12 protein-coding genes are annotated in these 17,461 nt (G+C 62.9%); 5 read left to right on the top strand and 7 right to left on the bottom strand.

What is annotated here, in order from left to right:
* Window positions 1-590: 590 nt before the first annotated feature.
* From GX444_14060 to GX444_14070, 3 genes are all read right to left on the bottom strand, one after another.
* Entirely contained in the window at window positions 591-2,327 is a 1,737-nt protein-coding gene (locus GX444_14060) for a zinc carboxypeptidase (protein ID NLH49705.1), read from the bottom strand.
* An 80-nt stretch (window positions 2,328-2,407) separates the two neighbouring features.
* Entirely contained in the window at window positions 2,408-4,081 is a 1,674-nt protein-coding gene (locus tag GX444_14065) for a hypothetical protein (GenBank protein ID NLH49706.1), read from the bottom strand.
* Between the two features lie 114 nt (window positions 4,082-4,195).
* Window positions 4,196-5,920 carry a hypothetical protein gene (locus GX444_14070; protein ID NLH49707.1) on the bottom strand — a complete coding sequence of 575 codons (1,725 nt, stop codon included), beginning with the start codon at window positions 5,918-5,920 and terminating at the stop codon, window positions 4,196-4,198.
* 203 nt (window positions 5,921-6,123) lie between these two features.
* Between GX444_14070 and GX444_14075 the strand changes: the two genes are divergently transcribed.
* Window positions 6,124-8,037, top strand: a complete 1,914-nt coding sequence (locus GX444_14075; protein NLH49708.1) for an Nramp family divalent metal transporter — start codon at window positions 6,124-6,126, stop codon at window positions 8,035-8,037.
* Between the two features lie 24 nt (window positions 8,038-8,061).
* On the opposite strand, the gene GX444_14080 is transcribed toward GX444_14075, so the two are convergent.
* Window positions 8,062-8,607: a hypothetical protein gene (locus tag GX444_14080; GenBank protein ID NLH49709.1), complete on the bottom strand. Its 546-nt coding sequence runs from the start codon at window positions 8,605-8,607 to the stop codon at window positions 8,062-8,064.
* A gap of 298 nt (window positions 8,608-8,905) precedes the next feature.
* Here GX444_14080 and GX444_14085 point away from each other — a divergent pair, with 298 nt between their 5' ends.
* Entirely contained in the window at window positions 8,906-9,400 is a 495-nt protein-coding gene (locus GX444_14085; protein NLH49710.1) for a glutathione peroxidase, read from the top strand.
* Between the two features lie 61 nt (window positions 9,401-9,461).
* Here the strand turns inward: GX444_14085 and GX444_14090 are convergent, their stop codons facing one another.
* Window positions 9,462-10,679, bottom strand: coding sequence for a hypothetical protein (locus tag GX444_14090; GenBank protein ID NLH49711.1), 1,218 nt, complete (start codon window positions 10,677-10,679; stop codon window positions 9,462-9,464).
* Between the two features lie 140 nt (window positions 10,680-10,819).
* On the opposite strand from GX444_14090, the gene GX444_14095 reads away from it, so the two are divergent.
* The 3 genes from GX444_14095 to GX444_14105 all read left to right on the top strand — a co-directional run bounded on the left by GX444_14095 (window position 10,820) and on the right by GX444_14105 (window position 14,667).
* Complete coding sequence (locus GX444_14095; GenBank protein NLH49712.1) at window positions 10,820-12,916, top strand: alpha-galactosidase; 2,097 nt, start codon at window positions 10,820-10,822, stop codon at window positions 12,914-12,916.
* Window positions 12,909-14,000, top strand: coding sequence for a M23 family metallopeptidase (locus tag GX444_14100; GenBank protein NLH49713.1), 1,092 nt, complete (start codon window positions 12,909-12,911; stop codon window positions 13,998-14,000). Before GX444_14095 ends, GX444_14100 begins: the two co-directional genes overlap by 8 nt.
* Before the next feature lie 88 nt (window positions 14,001-14,088).
* Entirely contained in the window at window positions 14,089-14,667 is a 579-nt protein-coding gene (locus GX444_14105) for a hypothetical protein (protein NLH49714.1), read from the top strand.
* Here GX444_14105 and GX444_14110 read toward each other — a convergent pair.
* The gene (locus tag GX444_14110) at window positions 14,643-15,767 is read right to left on the bottom strand and encodes a hypothetical protein (GenBank protein NLH49715.1); all 1,125 of its coding nucleotides are present in this window, start codon (window positions 15,765-15,767) and stop codon (window positions 14,643-14,645) included. The two genes, GX444_14105 and GX444_14110, sit on opposite strands and share 25 nt — an antisense overlap.
* Window positions 15,764-17,458 carry a hypothetical protein gene (locus tag GX444_14115; GenBank protein ID NLH49716.1) on the bottom strand — a complete coding sequence of 565 codons (1,695 nt, stop codon included), beginning with the start codon at window positions 17,456-17,458 and terminating at the stop codon, window positions 15,764-15,766. The genes GX444_14110 and GX444_14115 overlap by 4 nt, the downstream gene beginning before the upstream one ends.
* Window positions 17,459-17,461 lie beyond the last annotated feature (3 nt).

Below are 17,461 nucleotides of genomic sequence, written 5' to 3' on the forward strand. Positions count from 1 at the left end.
CGGCGGAACAACCAGCAAACCCCGGCGGCCTGAGAAAAAAGACCCCCAAAAGTCTTTTTTCTCCGCCGCCGTATCCTATTGACAACTGGTGGGGAGTCCCCCCCTATTCTGAATGTCAAGAAAAAAATTGTCATTATAAAGTGTTACAAATGGATACAATCGGTGATTTATTAAAAATTGGAAACCATAGATAAATAAGCGAAAATTATTCGTTCCGGCAAATCCGGCGGAGGATTCGGCGGAAAGGTGAAATCGCGGCTGCTAAGCCGCTCTTACAGTCGCCGGCTAGTCACCGGGGCTTCCGTTGTGGTTACCGGCTGGCGCACGGAAAGACGGCGAGGATTTTTATCGCGGCTGCTAAGCCGCTCTTACATTAGTTAAGTCGCTGGCGCTCCCAGTTTGGGTTCCGGCTGGCGAACGGAAAGACGGCGTAGGGTTTTTATCGCGGCTGCTAAGCCGCTCTTACAGTGGACGCAGTCGGTGATACCGATGTGGGATCCGATGTACCAGATAAGGCCGGGATAAAGCGGGAAATAAAAAAACAAGGGCGCCTCGCGGGAGGCGCCCTTGGACATCGTCAATCGAGTGAATCAGCAGCCGCAGCCGCTGTCGTCGTCATTGTCATCGTCGTCCGAAGCGTCGTCATCAGCCGCGTCGTCGTCCGCCGAATCATCGTCGGTCGAATCGTCGTCGGCCGCGTCGTCATCGGCCGCGTCGTCATCGGCCGCGTCGTCGTCGGTCGCGTCGTCGTCGGTCGCGTCGTCGTCGGCGGCGTCGTCGTCGGTCGAATCGTTGTCGTCGTTGTCGTCGTTATCGTCGTTGTCGTCGTCGTCATCGTCCGAGGTGGTGGTGATGGAGAGCGGGCCGAAGTCGGCGTCGTTGGTGCCCCAGCTTTCGAAGTGCAATTTGTAATAGTAGGTGGTGTCCGGATCGAGCCCTTCGTCGACGTACGTGTACGGGCTCGCGTTGCCGGGCAGATAGCCGTCATTGACCGCCGCGTAGGTGCCGTTTTCCTCGAGCGACCGCATCACCTGCCAGCCGTGCGGCGAATTCTCGGCCACGGAACCCCAAGCGACCGTCACGGCGGTGGGAGCCGTCAACTCGAGTTCGAACTTCCACAGCGTGGTGGACAAAACCTGCGAGGGATCGTCGGCGAAGCCGATCAGGATCTTGATCGCTTCCCAGTTGTCGGTGCAGGCGGGCTCGATGAAGCTGGCGGGCGGATAAAAATCGTAGAAGCCGATGCTGCTGGGCGACATTTCGAAGGTGAAGCTGATGATGCCGTGCTCGCCGTAAGCCCAGTCAAGCGTGTCGCCGTTGGTGATGTACAAATCGGACGACTGCTCCGGCGTGTAGCCGTTTTCAGCCGCCATCGCCTGCGCCATACGCTGGTGCGTTTGATAATCGAGCGTGTTGGCAAGCGCGTCGTAGGTGTAGCCCCACGGATAAAGAATCAGCTCGGCGTAGGTGTGCAGCGAAACCAGCGAGGTGATGTTTTCGTGGTCTTCGACGAAATCGCGGAACGCCTGGGTTTCGAGTTCCGAAAACGCCGCCGTGCCCCGGTAGGTCTCGTCGCATTCGTCGGGCGAGGAACCCGAACCGCCCCACATGTAGCCGTAGTTGCGGTTGAGATCGACGCCCATGCAGCTCGGGTTGGAATTCGGGTTGCGGTTCTTGCGCCAGTAGTCAAAACCCTGCGAACGGTCGTATTCGGCGCCGTCGGGGTTGGCATTGGGTAGCACGAAGATCTCGTGATTGTTCACGTAAACCGTCGTCTGCTCGTCGATGCCGTAACCTTCCACCAACTCCTGTGCGACGTAGAGAGCCACCTCGGGCGTCAGGATTTCGCGGGCGTGGTGGTTGGCCACGACCACCGCGGCGCTTTCCGAAAGCTCGTCGACCAGCGGGTTGTCGCTGATCTTCAGGCACCAGATGTCACGGCCTTCGAGCGTCTGGCCGATGGAATAAAGATTCGTGATTTGGGGTCTTTCCAGCGCCAGCGCCTGCAAGGCGGCGACCTGTTCGCCGTAATCATGGTAGGCTTCGTAACCCGCCGGCATTTCCTTCGGCCCGGGCAGAACGTCGTAGCTGAAGCCGAGCTCGCGCAGCTTCGAAAACAGCCGGGTCGGCACCCAGGCTTCCATGTAGCCGGCCTTGAGGTCGACGTTGTCAATCGCAAAGCCCAATTGGCTGACCACCGTGCGGTCGAACTTGTCCATCGTATAGATGCGCAGGAATTGCCGTTCGGCGCGGAAATCCTCCGCGAAAGCCGGCAAAGCGCCCAATAACAGGATTAGAACGACGAGCGAAATTATTCTGGTCTTCACGTTTTTTCTCCTCGAAAAAAACAACGGCCACAGCGCTTCGACGCACTGCAGCCTCCCCGTGGCGCAAAGTCTACACCCGCTTAATGGAATTGCAATGCCTGCCGCAACAGTGCTTGCGCCGCCTCGTCGGCGGGATGGCGAGCCGTATAATCCTTCAATATTTCAGCCGCTTCGGCGTAATGCGCCACGCTCAGATGAGCGACGGCCAGCGTCAGCAGCAAGCGATCGGGAAACGCCGGATTTTTCCGCTGCGCTGCCAATTCGGCGATCGCGTCCGCCGCATTCCCCAATTCGACGGTCAGCCGGTAATAAAGGTCGGCCGCGCCGACATCGGCGGGGTTCATTTCCAGGTAGCGCAGGATCGCCTCGTAAGCTTCGGATTTGCGGTCCAGTTGGCGGTAGCATAGCGCCAGATTGCGCACGGGGATCTGGAATTTGGCGTCGAGTTTCATCGCCGTGAGGAAATTCGGGATGGCGGCCGCGTAATCGCCTTTTTCCATCCAGCCGATGCCGACGTTGTTCCAGGCGCCGGCCTGGAGCGGATCGCGGGCGGCGGTGCGCGTCCACAAGGTCAGATCGTCGGCGAAAGCGTTGGTGTAGGCGCTGGTCTGCTGGAACAAAATCGCCAGGTAGCAGGCGCCGACGAGGATCGCGACAACCCGGCCGCGCCGCCGAAGCCGCCGCCACAGGTAATCGGCGAGCAGGCCGAGAAAAATCGCGAATCCGCCCAGCGGTAGATAGGCATAGCGTTCCTGAAAGGCCGGGTAGTTGGGTAGGATTTGCGAAAATGGCAGCAGCATCACAAAAAACCAGGCGATGCCGATCGTGGCCCAAGGCCGGCGGCGAAACCAGACCAGGGCGGCCAGCAAAAGCGTCAGCAACGCGCCGAAGCAAAGCCAGCCGGTCAGGCTATTCGCGGTGACGACCGGCGCGCGATGAAAGTAATTCGTCTGCCACGGCAGCAAAAAGAGCTTGAGATAATGCGCGTGGAACGTGCTGACGGTCAGCAGGTTGTCGAGAAATCCTTCCGCCGGCCGCGGAAAACCGCGATCCACGTGCCCCAACACCAGCGCGCGGACCGCCAGGTAACCCGCGACCAGAGCAACCGCCGCGAGCAGCGGCGCCAGCCGTGGCCGGGCGAATAATTCGCGCCAATTCCGGGCGCGGACGGCCTCGAGGCAAATCACCAATGGCAGAAAAACCGCGCCCATTTCCGAGGACAGAACCGAAGCCAGCAGCACCGGCACCCAAAGCCAGTAGGTCCGTGCGTCGCGCCGGCGAAAGTAAAGAAACAACGCCCACAACAAGAGGGCGTCGCCCAACAGGTCGTAGCTCGCGGTGATGCCGGCGACGCGCTCGACGTGGATCGGGTGCGCGGCGAAAACCGTGGCGGCCGCCAGCGCGGCGACGTCCGGGCACTTCAGCGCCCGCAGCAGCAAAAAGAAAAACAGGGCGCAGGCGGCCTGTAGCAGCAAGCCGACGATTTCGTAGCCGAGCGGTCGCGTGCCGAAACCGAGGGTGTCGTAGCTGACGGCGTAAAGCGCCATACGCAGCGGGCGATAAAGCCCGTCCTGCCCCATGCGGAAAAATTGCGGCAGGTTGCCGAGCGAGTGGATCGGTTCGGCTTCGTGAATGAAGCGCTTGTCGTCCCAGAGCAAGAACCCGTTGTGAAGCTTGCCGAGGTAAGGCACGACCGCCCAGAGCAGCACCCAGGCGATCGCCAACGCCACCTGCCGCTTCGTCCAACCGGTCATCGGGGTTTCGCGCTTTCCCGAAAAGAATGAGGGACAGACCACGTTTCCCATTTGGAGAACCGATCCGTCTGTCCCTGTCCGACCAATGTCTACGGCCTGCAAGGCCGATTCAGATCAACAGCCGCAAGAGCCGTTGTCGTCATCGTTGTCGTCGTCGCCCGCGACCCCATGAGAGTCGTCGTCGGCCGCATCGTCGTCGGCCGCATCATCGTCGGCGGCGTCGTCGTCGGCCGCGTCGTCGTCAACGGCTTCCTCGACGGTGATCGCCACGTCATCCACGCCGCTTTCCTGGCCGTCGCTGACGGTCAACCGGATCGTCACCTCGCCGACCGCCGTCGCGACGAACGAGGGCGTCGCGCCGTCCGCGCCGGTCAGGTCCACGGCCGGGCCGGACGCTTGCGCCCACGCGAAGGTGATCGGGTCGCCGTCGGGATCGTAGGATTCGCTGCCGTCGAGCGCCACCGCGTCGCCGACGGTCACCGTCTGGTCGTCGCCCGCCCGCGCGACCGGCGGCACGTTGTCCTGCGTGTAGCGGTAGGCGCTCATGTCCCAACCGGCCTGGTAAGCCAGCTTATCGCCTTGCCAATCGAAGGAAATGAGCGGATGCCCCCAGTCCTGGATCGATTTGTCGATCTGCCAGGTTTCGCCGCGATCGATCGAGTAGAAGATCAGCGAGGTGTAGGCCGGCCCGCGCTGGCCGCCGCCGCCGAAGAAACCGGTCGTGCCCGACGGGTTGAACGACAGCACGGTCAGGCCCCACCACGACAGGTAGCTGAGTTGGTCGAGCGGGATGTGATCGGTGTAATCCACCCAGGTGTCGCCGCCGTCGGTGGTGCGGTAAATGCTGAAGTCGGGGTAGAGGCCTTCCACCGGCGAACCGAGCAGCCAGCCTTCATCCTCGTTCAGCATCTGGATGGTGCTGTAGGCCTCGTCGGTCTGCTTCATCAGCAGTTCCCAGGTCGCGCCGCCGTCGGTGGTGCGGAACACCTTGCCGTTGATGCCCTTCGGCGCCCCTTGTTCGGAATTGCGCCGCCGCGTCTCCATCTGGAAAATCGGATCGTGCAGGAAGCGATAGCTGTTGACGTGGTGTTGGTACATCAGCCGCGCCTGCTCGTCGACCGGCCGGCCTTTCGTTTCGGGTTCGGGTTCGGATTCGCCGACGATGACGTAGCCGAGCTCCGGCGTCAGAAAATCGACGTCGGAATAGGTCAGTTCCGGGGCGGGCATGGCGGCCACGCTTTCCCACGACTGGCCGTGATCGGTGCTGACCAGGATCAAATCCGGGCCGCCGACGGCGTAGACGATGTCGTCATCCACCTTGTCCATGGCGGTGACGGATTTGCCGAAGCCGAACGGCAATTTGGCCTCCTGGAGAGACATCCCGCCGTCCTCGGTGTAATAGATGGCGTTCGAAAACGTGAAGATGCAGGCGAACATGCAGAACGGGAGCTCGAACATCTGCAGGCAGTCGTCGTTGATGGCCATGCCGCCGTAAAGCGCGGTTTGCGCGTCGATCGCTTCCACGGCCATGAAGAAGGACATCATTTTCATGATGTCGCAGGGGTTGGCGCCGAAGGAAACGCTGAGCACCGACGACCAGGAACTGCCGGCGGTGTTGCTGACCCAACCATAATCGATGACGCTTTCGCTGGGTTGCGCCATACCGACGGTATACAGATTGCTTTCATCGGCCAGGCTCAAACCCAGAAAGGCCGCGTTGGAATAGCCCGGCGGTTCCAAGCCGTACAAAAATTCCCAGGATCCGTATTCCGCCAGGGCCGAGCCGGCCGACGCCAGAAGCGCCGACAGCAGTACAATCGCCAACATCGCGCGTTTCATCCGTTCCTCCGAGGTTGTATTCGCCGCAAGTGTCCGCTTGAAAGTCCCTTCGTAATGCAGGACCACGACTTCGTCAAGGTTACGGAATTTTCGAAAAACAGTCATTTTTTCGCTTGGCGAAAGCCGCCCGATCGGCGAATGTTTAAGCTTGTGAAAACAACGGACGGCCGGCGGTCGGGCGAACCGATCGCGCCGAGGTGAACGTGGAGCAAAACCGTCACCCCTCATTGGCCGATGTGCACCGCTCGGTCGCGGTTCCCGGGAATCGCGGGCTCTTGGTGCGCATTCTTTCCATTTCCGGGCCGGCCTTTCTCGTCAGCGTCGGGTACATGGACCCCGGCAACTGGGCCACGGATCTGGCGGCCGGATCGAGTTATGGTTATACGCTGATCTGGGTTTTGCTGATGTCCAACCTGATGGCCGTGCTGTTGCAAAGCCTGGCCTTCCGGTTGGGGATCGTCCGGCGGCTCGACCTCGCCCAACTTTCCCGCGCCCGTTATCCGCGCTGGATTTCGCTCTCGCTATACGCACTGGCGGAAATCGCGATCACCGCCACGGACATGGCGGAAGTGCTCGGGTCGGCCATCGCCCTGCAACTGCTCTTCGGGCTGCCGCTGGTCATCGGCGTTCTGCTGACCGCGGCCGACACGTTCGCGTTGCTGTTTTTGAATCACCTGGGCATCCGTAAAATCGAGGCGCTGACCCTGGGCCTGATCACGATCATCGGCGCGGGTCTCCTGGTGGAACTGTTCCTTTCGCGGCCGGATTGGGTCGGCGTGGCACACGGTTTCGTTCCTTCCCTCCCCGATTCGGCGGCGCTGTTCATCGCGATCGGCATGCTGGGCGCCACGGTGATGCCGCACAATCTGTACCTGCATTCGTCCCTCGTGCAGACCCGGGCGATCGGCGACAGCGACGAGCAGAAACGGCAAGCCATCCGCTACAACACCTTCGATTCGGTGCTGGCCTTGAACACGGCCTTTTTCGTCAACGCCGCGATCCTGGTGGCGGCCGCGGCGACGTTCCACCGGTCGGGCTATTTCGAGGTGGCCGACATCCAAGACGCCCATCGCCTCCTGGCGCCCATTCTGGGCTCGACTTTCGCGCCGATCGCCTTCGCCGTCGCCCTGTTGGCCGCCGGGCAAAGCTCGACGATCACCGGCACCCTCGCCGGCCAGATCGTCATGGAAGGCTACTTGAACCTCCGCATCCCGCCGTGGGTGCGGCGCCTGATCACCCGCTTGGCGGCGATCATTCCGGCCGTGGCGGCGATCCTCTACTTCGGCGACGCCGGCACCGGCCCGCTGCTGATCCTGTCGCAGGTCATTCTTTCCCTGCAGTTGCCGTTCGCGGTGATTCCGATGATCCATTTCGCCGCCGACCGCCGGGCCATGGGAAAGTTCGCGATCGGCCGGGTCGTCAAGGCGCTGGCGTGGGTGATCGCGATCGTGATCGTCGGCTTGAACGTGATGCTGGTCGCCGGCACGGTGCGCGAGTGGTTGGCGGGCGGGGTATTTTTACCGTGGCGCGTCATGCTAATCTTGCTGCTGACCTTTGTCGCGCTCCTGTTGGTCTACGTGACCGTTGAACCCTGGCTGCCGCGTCTGCTCGGCCGGCGCCGCCTGGCCGTCGGCGCGGACATTCACGAGACGGTGATGGGCGAAATCCGTCAAATCGAGGCCCTGACCGAAAGCAAACCCTTCTCGCGGGTGGCGATCGCGCTCGATTTTTCGGGCCAACTGGCCGCGATTCTCGCCGAAACCCTGCGCGTGCTAGGCGAACGGCGGCCGCCGCTGGCGTTGATGCACGTGGTCGAAAGCGCCTCGGCGCGGTTCCTGGGCAAGGACGCGGCGGACATCGAAATGCAAAAGGACGTGGAACGCCTGGAGCAGTACGCGGCGGAGCTGCGCCGGCTCGGCTTCGCGGTTTCGACGATGATCGGCACCGGCAAACCGGTCCCCGAGCTGACGCGGATGATCGCGGAATTCGGCGCCGACCTGGTGGTCGTCGGCGCGCACGGGCACCGCTTCCTGTCGGATCTGTTCTTCGGGTCGACGGTGGATCAATTGCGCCACCGGATCAAGGCGACGGTGTTGGTGGTGGGCAAGCGGTCGTAGGCGCGGCCGGCCGAAAAATTCCGGCTATTCCTTTTTCCCGAACAGGCGTTTGAGCAAGCCCGGCTTTTTTTCCGGCGCAGTGACGGCTTCCTGAACGATCGTCACCTTGCCCGCGCCTTCCGGCATTTCGACCCCCAGATTCTGAATCAGCTTTTTCACTTCATCGGGAAGCTGGACTTCGCCCGCGCCCGACCGGGTCACGGTCGTGGTGAAGGATGTTTTGACGGTCTGCTGGTTGACGACTCCCTTGATGCCGGCGCCCGGGTTGGCGGAAGCGGCGCTTTTTTCGAAAGTCTGCCGGACCTGGGCAAGCAGATCGTTGATTTCGGCATTATCCGGCGCGCCGGCCGCGGCGGTGGATTTGGTTTCCGTGACCTTCACCTTGCGTTGCATCCGCGCCTTGCCGTCCTGCGAATGTTCCTCGATTTCGGTCACTTTTTGGGTGGTCTGATCGTCGGGCAGATCGACGACTTTGCCGCAATACGGACACTTGGCGATTTTGTCGCCCGGCTTGAACTCGCCCAGTTGCATCGGACCGCCGCAGGAAGGGCACTTGAGCAGTTCGGTCATTCGCCTCGCCCCCGTTGCTTTTCTTCTTCCTATCCTATCGTGAAAACCGCCGCCGGACCTAACGGAAATTGCGCGGCGCGCAAAAAACTCCGGCGATCGATGCCTTGCTTTCCCGTTACCGGCTGATTATTTGTTTTAATGGAAAATCGAGAGGGGAAAAATGGCCGAACAAACACCGAAAAGTCTCCGTTCCCATGACCGGCGACACGGCGTGACCGTCGCGCTGGCCTTCTTCATCTGGTTGCTGCCGCTGTTGGCCGCGGCCGATATCGTCGAACCCCAACCGAAGGATTCGAACATGGCGAACACCGTCTACGAATTCACCGCGAAAACCATTGCCGGCGAGGAAAAAAGCCTCGCCGATTACCGGGGCAAGGTCCTGTTAATCGTCAACACCGCCAGCAAATGCGGGTTTACGCCGCAGTACGCCGGGCTCGAAAAACTCTATGAAAAATACAAGGATCGCGGCCTGGTCATTCTAGGGTTTCCCTGCAATCAGTTCCTCAGCCAGGAACCGGGCACGAACGAGGAAATCGCCAAATTCTGCTCGGTGAACTACGGCGTCACCTTTCCGATGTTCGCCAAAATCGACGTCAACGGCGAGGGGGCGCATCCACTGTACAAATTCCTGACCCGGGAACATCCGGGGCTCTTCGGCTCGGAAGCCATCAAGTGGAATTTCACCAAGTTCCTGATCGACCGCCAGGGCAAGCCGATCAAGCGCTACGCCCCCAGCACCAAGCCCGAGGAACTCGAAAAAGACATCGAGGCGCAACTGAACGCGGCGCAGTAACAGAAAAACGCTGCAATATGCTCGGCCGGACGGGTTGCGGTGCCTTATTAAAACGCGGCTTTCATTCTCGCAACCGCGCCAACAACAGCTTCAACGTATCCTCGATCAACGGCACCGCGCCGCCGCCGACGGACATCGAGCGTTCGTACCAGTAATTCGGATCGTTCCAGGCGGCGACCGGCAGCAGATAGCCCAATTCGTCGCAAGCCAGGTTGAGCACCCACGGATGCGGAGCCGCGAGCAACCGCTTGACGGCGAACCCGACCTCCGGCAACGCCTCGCCGGGCACGGTCGCCAAGGCGATCGGGCCCAGCCGACCGACGTTGACCTCGGTCGTCACGGTGCGCCGTTTGGCGTCGATCATCCAACGCGGCAGAATATTGAGCCGGCTCGCCAGGTAAAAGACCTTATTTTCCACCTGCACATCGAAGCTCTGATGGGCCGTCCGGATTTCGTCGACCGCCGTTTCCCGGCCGTTGTCATTCAGCCCCGCGACCACCAGGTCGGCGATCCGTCGCCCGAGCTGGGCGACGAACGGCTGACCGATCACGGGATCGAACGAACCGTCGTCGCGGCTTACCGCCCCGGTGACCATGCCGCCCAGCGCGTTTTGCACCAGCAGGGCGACGCCGCCGAAACGGCTTTCCAGCAGCGAGTTGGTCACACCCGGCCATTCGGCGCTGATCAGCCGGTTGGTATGGCCGAGAAATTCGGGGTGGCAGGCATAGTGATAACACAGCGCGATCGGTTTGCCACCCGGTTCCTCGAACCGCATGATCTGGATTTCGTTGTCCTTCAGCCCTGCCAACCGGACGTTGCGCGTCAGGCCCATCGCGGGCGCGCGAACCGCGGCGGCGATCAGCCGGGCCGGGCGCAAAGCGGCGATCGCCTCGCGAACGGCCGCCGCCGTGCGATCCACCACGTATTCCTGGTATTCCTCATCGAGGCCGCTACGCAGCGGGAGGCCGGCGATCATCGGGCCGAAAAAGCCCAGCGTGTCGGGACTGTCGTGCGTGTGGGTGGAGCAGACCCAAATCCGCCGCGGATCGGCCGCGGGCACGCGGTCGCGAATCCGCTGGACATAGCCGCGCATCAGCCCTACCAGATCCAAGGCCGCGATGACCAGCGGCGCGCTGCCGTCGGAGATCGCCACGACGCGCGCCAGCAACGGATCGCGCACACCGACCGCGCACCGGTTGACGCCGTGCCCGCCCAGGCGCAGGCCCAGGCGCAACGGCGTGATGTCCAGTTTCGCAGCGCCCGCCAGCAATCGGTTCATGAGATTCCCCCCGAACGGGTGATTGGCCAAGTCATCGGAAAAATACTAAAGTGAGCCCGATTCCGTGTAAAGTTTGCAGATGGTTCGACTTGGTTGACAGATCTTCCGGCGCACGGATACAAAAACATCCGGAGGCTTCCGTGGAAATTAAAACTTCTTCGCTGCTCGTTCTCGCCGATCTGGAAAGCGGCGTCCGCGAAATCAAATCCTTACGCCTGGCCGATACCCGATTCGGACCGGTGACGGCCGCGGCGCGTTTCCGCTTCGGCGACGGACAGGCGCCGGCCGGCCGGATCCAGCCGACCACCCTCCTCGAGGAATCGGGCGCCATCCGGCTCAACCTCGGTTGGCACGGACACAACATCACCGATCGGGTCACCATGCAAGTGCGGTGGCAACCGACGGAAGCGCCGGACGAGCCGTCCGGGCTGCTGATCACCGCGCAACTGACCAACGAGTCGGCCGCCCCGATCCAGTTGGATTCGCTGTCTCCGTTGTTGTACGAGGCCGGCCCGGAGGCTGAATTCCGGCTGGGTTATTCGCCGCTGGAGTGGAGCATTCTGCGCAACGGCTGGCAGAGCTGGTCGGCGACGCGCATGTTCCGCGCCACCGAAAAAAACGTGCCGCCGGTCTTCGATTGGCTGGCGGCCATGGAAGAGAACGTCGCCAACCTCAGCCCGAACAAGAAAGGCGTTTTCCTCGGCGAACAAGTGCTGCTCGTGCGCAACGTCAGCGGCGGCCAGAACCTGGTGCTGGGTTTTCTGACGGCCAAGCGCGCGTTCAGCGATTTGCGGCTGGAGATCAAACCCCGTCAGGCCAAGGTGGCGAAGCTCGAAGCCTGCTGCCGGTTCGACGGCATCCGCGTGGCGCCCGGCGAAACGATCGCCGCCGAACCCTTGTGGCTCTGCTACGGCGGGCACAACGAAGATCCGCTGGACGCGTGGGCGGCGCGCAGCGGCCGCGCCATGGAAGCGCGCGTGCCCCGGCGTTCGCCGGTCGGCTGGTGCAGTTGGTACTACTTTTACACCAAGGTTTCCCAGGACACGTTTCTGGCCAACCTCGAAAAGCTGGCGGGCCTGCGCGAGGCGATGCAACTGGACGTGTTTCAACTGGACGACGGCTACCAGACCGCGATCGGCGACTGGCTGGACGTCAACGAAAAATTTCCGGACGGCTTGGCCTACCTGGTCGAACGGATTCGCGCGGCGGGCTTCAGCCCCGGCATCTGGACGGCGCCGTTCCTGGCCCATCCGAAAAGCCGGCTGGCCCGGGAGCATCCGGACTGGCTGCTCCGCAACCGGCGCGGCAAGCCGCTGTACGCGAATTACAACCCGATCTGGGATCCATGGACGAAAATTCGGGCGGTCGACCCGACGCATCCCGAAGTCCAGGAATGGCTGACCGACACCTTTGCGACGTTACGCGGGATGGGCTGGGAATTTTTCAAAATCGATTTTCTGTACGCCGTGTCCCTGCCCGCCGAACGGCACGACCCGAGCCTGACGCGCGCCGGCGCCCTGCGCGCCGGACTGGAAGCGATCCGGCGCGGCGTGGGCCCGGAGCCGGTCATTTTGGGTTGCGGCTGTCCGCTGGGCCCGGCTGTCGGCATCGCCGATCTGATGCGCATCGGCCCCGACGTGACGCCGCGCTGGACCAATCCGATGCGCTGGGTGCTGCGCGATCACAACTGCCTGAGCACGCGGCACGCCGTCCGCAACACCATCCAACGGAATTTCCTACACCGCCGCTGGTGGATCAACGATCCCGACTGCGTGCTGGCGCGCGAAAATAAAAACAAGCTCACGCTGGACGAGGTGCGGACCTTCGCCTCCCTGGCGGCGATTTCCGGCGGCATGTTCCTGCTCAGCGACGACATGACCGAATATCCGGAGGCGCGGCTGCAACTGGTGCGAACCGCCCTCGCCCACCGCACGCAAGGCATGCGCGTGCTCGACCCCGAGCGCGGCGAATTCCCCAGCCAGATGTTCGCCGCCACCGACCGGGGCTACCTGTTCCTGTACATCAATCACGACTCCGCCGAGATCAACCCGATTTTCGACTTGAAAGACGTGCTGCCGATCGAACAGCTCGCGCGGATCAGGCACGTCCGTGAAATCTGGCAGGACCGGCAACTCATTCACCAGGACGGCCTCATGCGTTTGGGACCGATTCCCAAGCACGGCTGCCGGTTCCTGGAAATTTTAACCGCCGAAAACGGAATGGAACCGCATGGCTGATTTCGACGACTATCGCACCCGCAAAGCCGGCCAGGACCACCTGGTGCGCAATATCGTGGTCGTCGCGGTGGTGATGGCCGCCGCGTTCATCGGCGCGCTGCTGCTGGTCTCCGGCGAACAAACCGCGCCGACCGCCGACGAGAATGCCGCCGCGGCCTCGCCGCCGCCGGCGGAGGAATCGCCCACGCCCGCGCCGAGTCCGACGCCCGCCGCGACGCCGGCCGGATCGCACGCTTTTTTCACCGACGGCAATCTGCAGGTCCTGGCTTTCCGGCTCAGCGGCTCGCTGGACGCGTCGCTGAAGGAAGCGCTGCCCGACGAATTGAAAGACCTCGCCACGCCGCTCGCCGGCCGCTTGTCGGAAGCCCTACGCTGGAAACTCGACCCGCGCCGGGAATTGCGCCCGGGCGACGAGGCGAAAATCATCTTCAATCCGCAGGCGCGGACGGAACGCGCGCCGCTTTACGGTTTTCGTTACCGGAGCGGCCGCCTGGGCAAGGAATTGTTCTACGTCTACTTCCCCGACGCCAAGGGCAGCACGTCGTTCTACTTCGACAAGGAAGGCAACAGCATCGCTGAAACCATCCAGCGACCGCCGCTCCGCAACGAGGACATGCAACTGGCCACCGTGCGCAACCTGGCCGACCGGGGCATGTTCTTCCAGACCGAGCCCGGCACCAAGGTGATCATGCCCTTCCCAGCCCGCGTTTTACGCCTCAACTGGGACCAGGAAAAACTGGGGCGTAGCGTGGAAGTGCGTTACATGGACAGCGGCGTCGTCGCCTGGTTCTGCCACCTGGAAGCGATCAGCGACGTCGTGCAGGAAGGCGCGATCATCAGCAGCGACACCGTCTTCGCCTCGACCGGCTCGACCGGCGACACCGCCAATCCCGGCTTGCTGTATCGTACGTTTCGCCAACCGGAAGGTGAAACGGCGCAGCCGATCAACCCGCTCGAGGTGCACGAAAAACAGAAATACCAATTGCCGGCCGCCGACCGCGTGCAATTCCTGGCGCTACGCACCAAGGTCGAACAACTGCTCGAAAAGGTCGCCGTGCCGCCGGCGGCGGCAAGCAAGGATTGACGAATCGGGCGGAATGACCGATCATTTGGTGAAAATTTATCCTGTGACAACAACGTAATTCCCTTGTGGGTGGAAGAGAAGCCAAGTGATGAAATCGCCGCTTTTTCGCTTGAGCCTGTTCGCCATCCTGTTCGCCATCCTGGCGGTCGGCGGCTGCGTCGATCCCGTCTCGGTGGATGAAGCCGGACCCTGCGACAACAATCGGGCGCCGCACGTGCGCAACCTCTCCCTCGTGGTGGATTCCTTCGCCGACGGCGACCTCAGCGGTCTGAACATCATCGAACCCAACGCCACCAACGGCCTCTACTATTTCAGCAAAAAAGACCGCGTCGTGGTCTGGTTCGAATTCAAAGACGCCGATTGCAATCTCGACGGCGGGGAAATCTATTGGGCGATGGACGCCGACAACTTCGTTCCCGTGGAAGACGTCACGCTGGCCGACAGCGATTCGTGCTCCGGTCTGCAGTTCTGGCAATTCCTCCACGAAAACGTCGATCTCGAGCTGCCGCGCGGCTACGGCTACGAGATCCCCGTGACCAAGCTGAGCACGCTGGGCTGCGGCCAGCACACGTTCACCATCGGCATCAAGGACGCTTGCGATCAGGCCAGTCAGGAAGCGCTGACGGCGGGGTTCTTCATTCCTTATTCCGACTGCACCCCGGATTGATCGTCGGGGCGTCCATTCTCACTCATCGGCAACAGCTCGGTTCCGGCTTTTCCCGGCGGACAGGCGGCGAATCCGGTTTGTTGCAGCCGCGCGAAAATCGCCTCGGCGATGCGCCGGTGGCCCAACGCGTTGGGATGGCCGCCGTCCTCGCCGAACAACGCTTCGCCCTTCTCCTGATCGACCTTCAGCGCCGAGAATAGATCCAGCAGCGGAATCTGGTCTTTCGACGCCGCGTAGCGGATGTACAGGTTAGCCAGCGGCTCGTCCTGGAACTGGTGCGGCAGCGTCAGCAGCAAACCGCAGAAACCTTTTTCTTTTCCCAGGCGATCGATCGCCTCGAGGTTGCGGATGAATTCGGGAGAGGGAACACGAAACGGATGTTTGCCCCTCCCGTCGACCTCGGTTCCGATTGCCATGCGGTTGGGAAACAGCCTTTTTTTAATGCCGGCGATCTCGAAATTGAGCCACTGATAGGAACGCAGGCCGTCCAGCGCGGATTGCGCGATCCAGACGAAGCGGTTGACGGCGGCCCGCTCGGCGTCGGTGACGCCGTTGGCGGCCGGCACGAAATCGTTGAAGCCGACGTAGACGACGACCCAATCGGGTTGCCACCGCCACAACTCGCGTTCGAGGTAGCGGCGCACCTGAAAAGACGTGTAACCCGGCACGCCGGCGTTGATGACCTGAACCGGCCGGCCGGGCAGCGCCTGGCGCAACCGGTTTTCCAGCACATTGGCGTAGGTTTCCGCTCCCGCCACCCCGTCGCCGAACGTGCAGGAATCGCCGACCGCGATGACGCGGAATTCGCCCGGCCGCTTTTCCCGCGCCGCCGGATCGTCGCGGAAGCCGTCGCCGTTGATCAGTTGGGTGATCTGGCCGGTCGGTTCGTCGGCGTCGCGGTTGGCGAACGGGCGCAGGCGCCAGAACCGCGCCGGGTCTTTTTCGTAGATCGGATTGATGGCGGAGCGGTTCCACCAGTAATCGCGCCCGAGAAACGACTCGTAAGAAAAGCCGGCCAGGCGCAAGCCGATTTCCGCGAGCATCAGGCCGACCAACAGGGGAACGAACGAATAAAGATAACGGCGGCGGCGCGGGCTCACGTGCCTTCCTTCCGCACCAGATAATCGCCGATCGCCAGCGCGTCGATTCCGGTGGACGCAAAACAGCGCAGCGCGTCGGCGGGCGTGCAGACGATCGGTTCGCCCATCACATTGAAGCTCGTGTTGAGCACCGCCGGCACGCCGGTCAACGCGGCGAATTCCGCGATCAGCCGGTGATAGCGCGGCTGCCGGGCCGCCGCCACCGTTTGGAGGCGGCTCGAGCCGTCGACGTGCACCACCGCGCCCAACCGATCGCGCCATGCCGCGCGAACGGGAAAGGCCAGCAACATATCGGGGCTGGGGCGGCCGCCGGTTTCGAACAGCTCGGCGGCACGCTCCTCCAGGATGCTCGGGCCAAACGGCCGATAGGGTTCGCGGTGTTTGACGCGTGCATTCAGCCGGTCTTTCGTTTCCGCCCGGCGCGGATCGGCCAGGATGCTGCGGTTGCCCAGCGCGCGCGGGCCGCTCTCCAACCGGTCCTGAAACCAGCCGACGATTTGATCCGCCGCCAGCAAAGCGGCCGCGCGCCGTTCGATGTCCGGCGTTTTTTCGTAGCGCAGCCCCGCCGCCTGGAGGGCCGCCTCGATTTCCGCCGCCGAATATTCCGGGCCCAGAAACGGCGCCGGCATGATTTCGCGGCCGGTACCGCCGAAGCCGGCGCGTTCGGCCCACAGCGCCGCGCCGGCGGCAGCTCCGGCGTCGTAGGCGGCGGGCGGGATGTAGAGGTCGTCGAGCAATCCCGAGGCGACGATCCGACCGTTGGCCACGCAGTTGAGCGCGACGCCGCCGGACATCGCCAGCCGGCGGATGCCGTGGCGGCTCGTCATCTCCGCGATCAGTTGCAGCAGAACTTCCTCGGTCACCGCCTGCAGGGCGTGGGCCACGGCGCGGTGCCGGTCGTCGAGCGGTTCATCCGGACGGCGCGGCGGCCCGAACGTCTTTTCCCAGCGCTTGCCGAACCAGCGCCGGCGGGCGCGATGGTAATCGAAATAGTCCATATCGGCGCGCAGGACGCCGTCACCGACGTAACGGATCACGCGCCGCATCGCCGGGACGAAGACCGGCTCGCCGTAAGGCGCCAGCCCCATCACCTTGCCTTCGTCCGAATTCTGGCGGTAACCGAGCCACTCGGTCGCCGTGCACCAGAGCAGCCCCAGGCTATGCGGGTAATAGGTCCAGGCCAGCGGCCGGATCGCCTCGCCTTCGTGGAGGGCGACCAGCGTCGAGGCGATCTCGCCGTTGCCGTCGACCACCAGCACCAGCGAACGGTCGAAGGGCGAATGAAACGCCGCGTGATAGGCGTGCGCCAGATGGTGCGGAGCGAAAAAGAATGGGCCTCGATAACCGTAGCGCGCGGCGAATTCGCGCCGGACGCCGGCCAGTTTGAACAGATTGCCGGCCTGGACCCGGCGGACGTTTTCGAGCGTGTCGGGCAGCCCGGCGACGGTCTGCCCCAGGCGCCGCGCCAGACCGAGCCACGGCCGCCAGTAGAACGCCACGCCGCCGACCTCGCGCATGGTCAGCCCGGCCCGCCGCAGGCACCAGGCAATCGCGCACTCCGGCCAGGCGGTCGTGTGCTTTTCGCGCCGGAAGCGTTCTTCCTCGGCGAATGCCGCCAGCTTGCCGTCGATCAACAGCGCGGCCGCGGTGTCGTGGATGTAAGCGTTGAAACCGAGGATCGCGCGGGACATGGA

It is taken from the genome of Myxococcales bacterium (genome assembly GCA_012517325.1).
Classification (GTDB): Bacteria; Lernaellota; Lernaellaia; order Lernaellales; family Lernaellaceae; genus JAAYVF01.

Excerpts from the sequence above, each read along its gene's own strand:
- GX444_14105 (NLH49714.1), top strand. The coding sequence starts at position 14,089 with ATGAAATCGCCGCTTTTTCGCTTGAGCCTGTTCGCCATCCTGTTCGCC.
- GX444_14070 (NLH49707.1), bottom strand. The coding sequence starts at position 5,920 with ATGAAACGCGCGATGTTGGCGATTGTACTGCTGTCGGCGCTTCTGGCG.
- GX444_14115 (NLH49716.1), bottom strand. The coding sequence starts at position 17,458 with ATGTCCCGCGCGATCCTCGGTTTCAACGCTTACATCCACGACACCGCG.
- GX444_14085 (NLH49710.1), top strand. The coding sequence starts at position 8,906 with ATGGCGAACACCGTCTACGAATTCACCGCGAAAACCATTGCCGGCGAG.
- GX444_14080 (NLH49709.1), bottom strand. The coding sequence starts at position 8,607 with ATGACCGAACTGCTCAAGTGCCCTTCCTGCGGCGGTCCGATGCAACTG.
- GX444_14065 (NLH49706.1), bottom strand. The coding sequence starts at position 4,081 with ATGACCGGTTGGACGAAGCGGCAGGTGGCGTTGGCGATCGCCTGGGTG.
- GX444_14090 (NLH49711.1), bottom strand. The coding sequence starts at position 10,679 with ATGAACCGATTGCTGGCGGGCGCTGCGAAACTGGACATCACGCCGTTG.
- GX444_14100 (NLH49713.1), top strand. The coding sequence starts at position 12,909 with ATGGCTGATTTCGACGACTATCGCACCCGCAAAGCCGGCCAGGACCAC.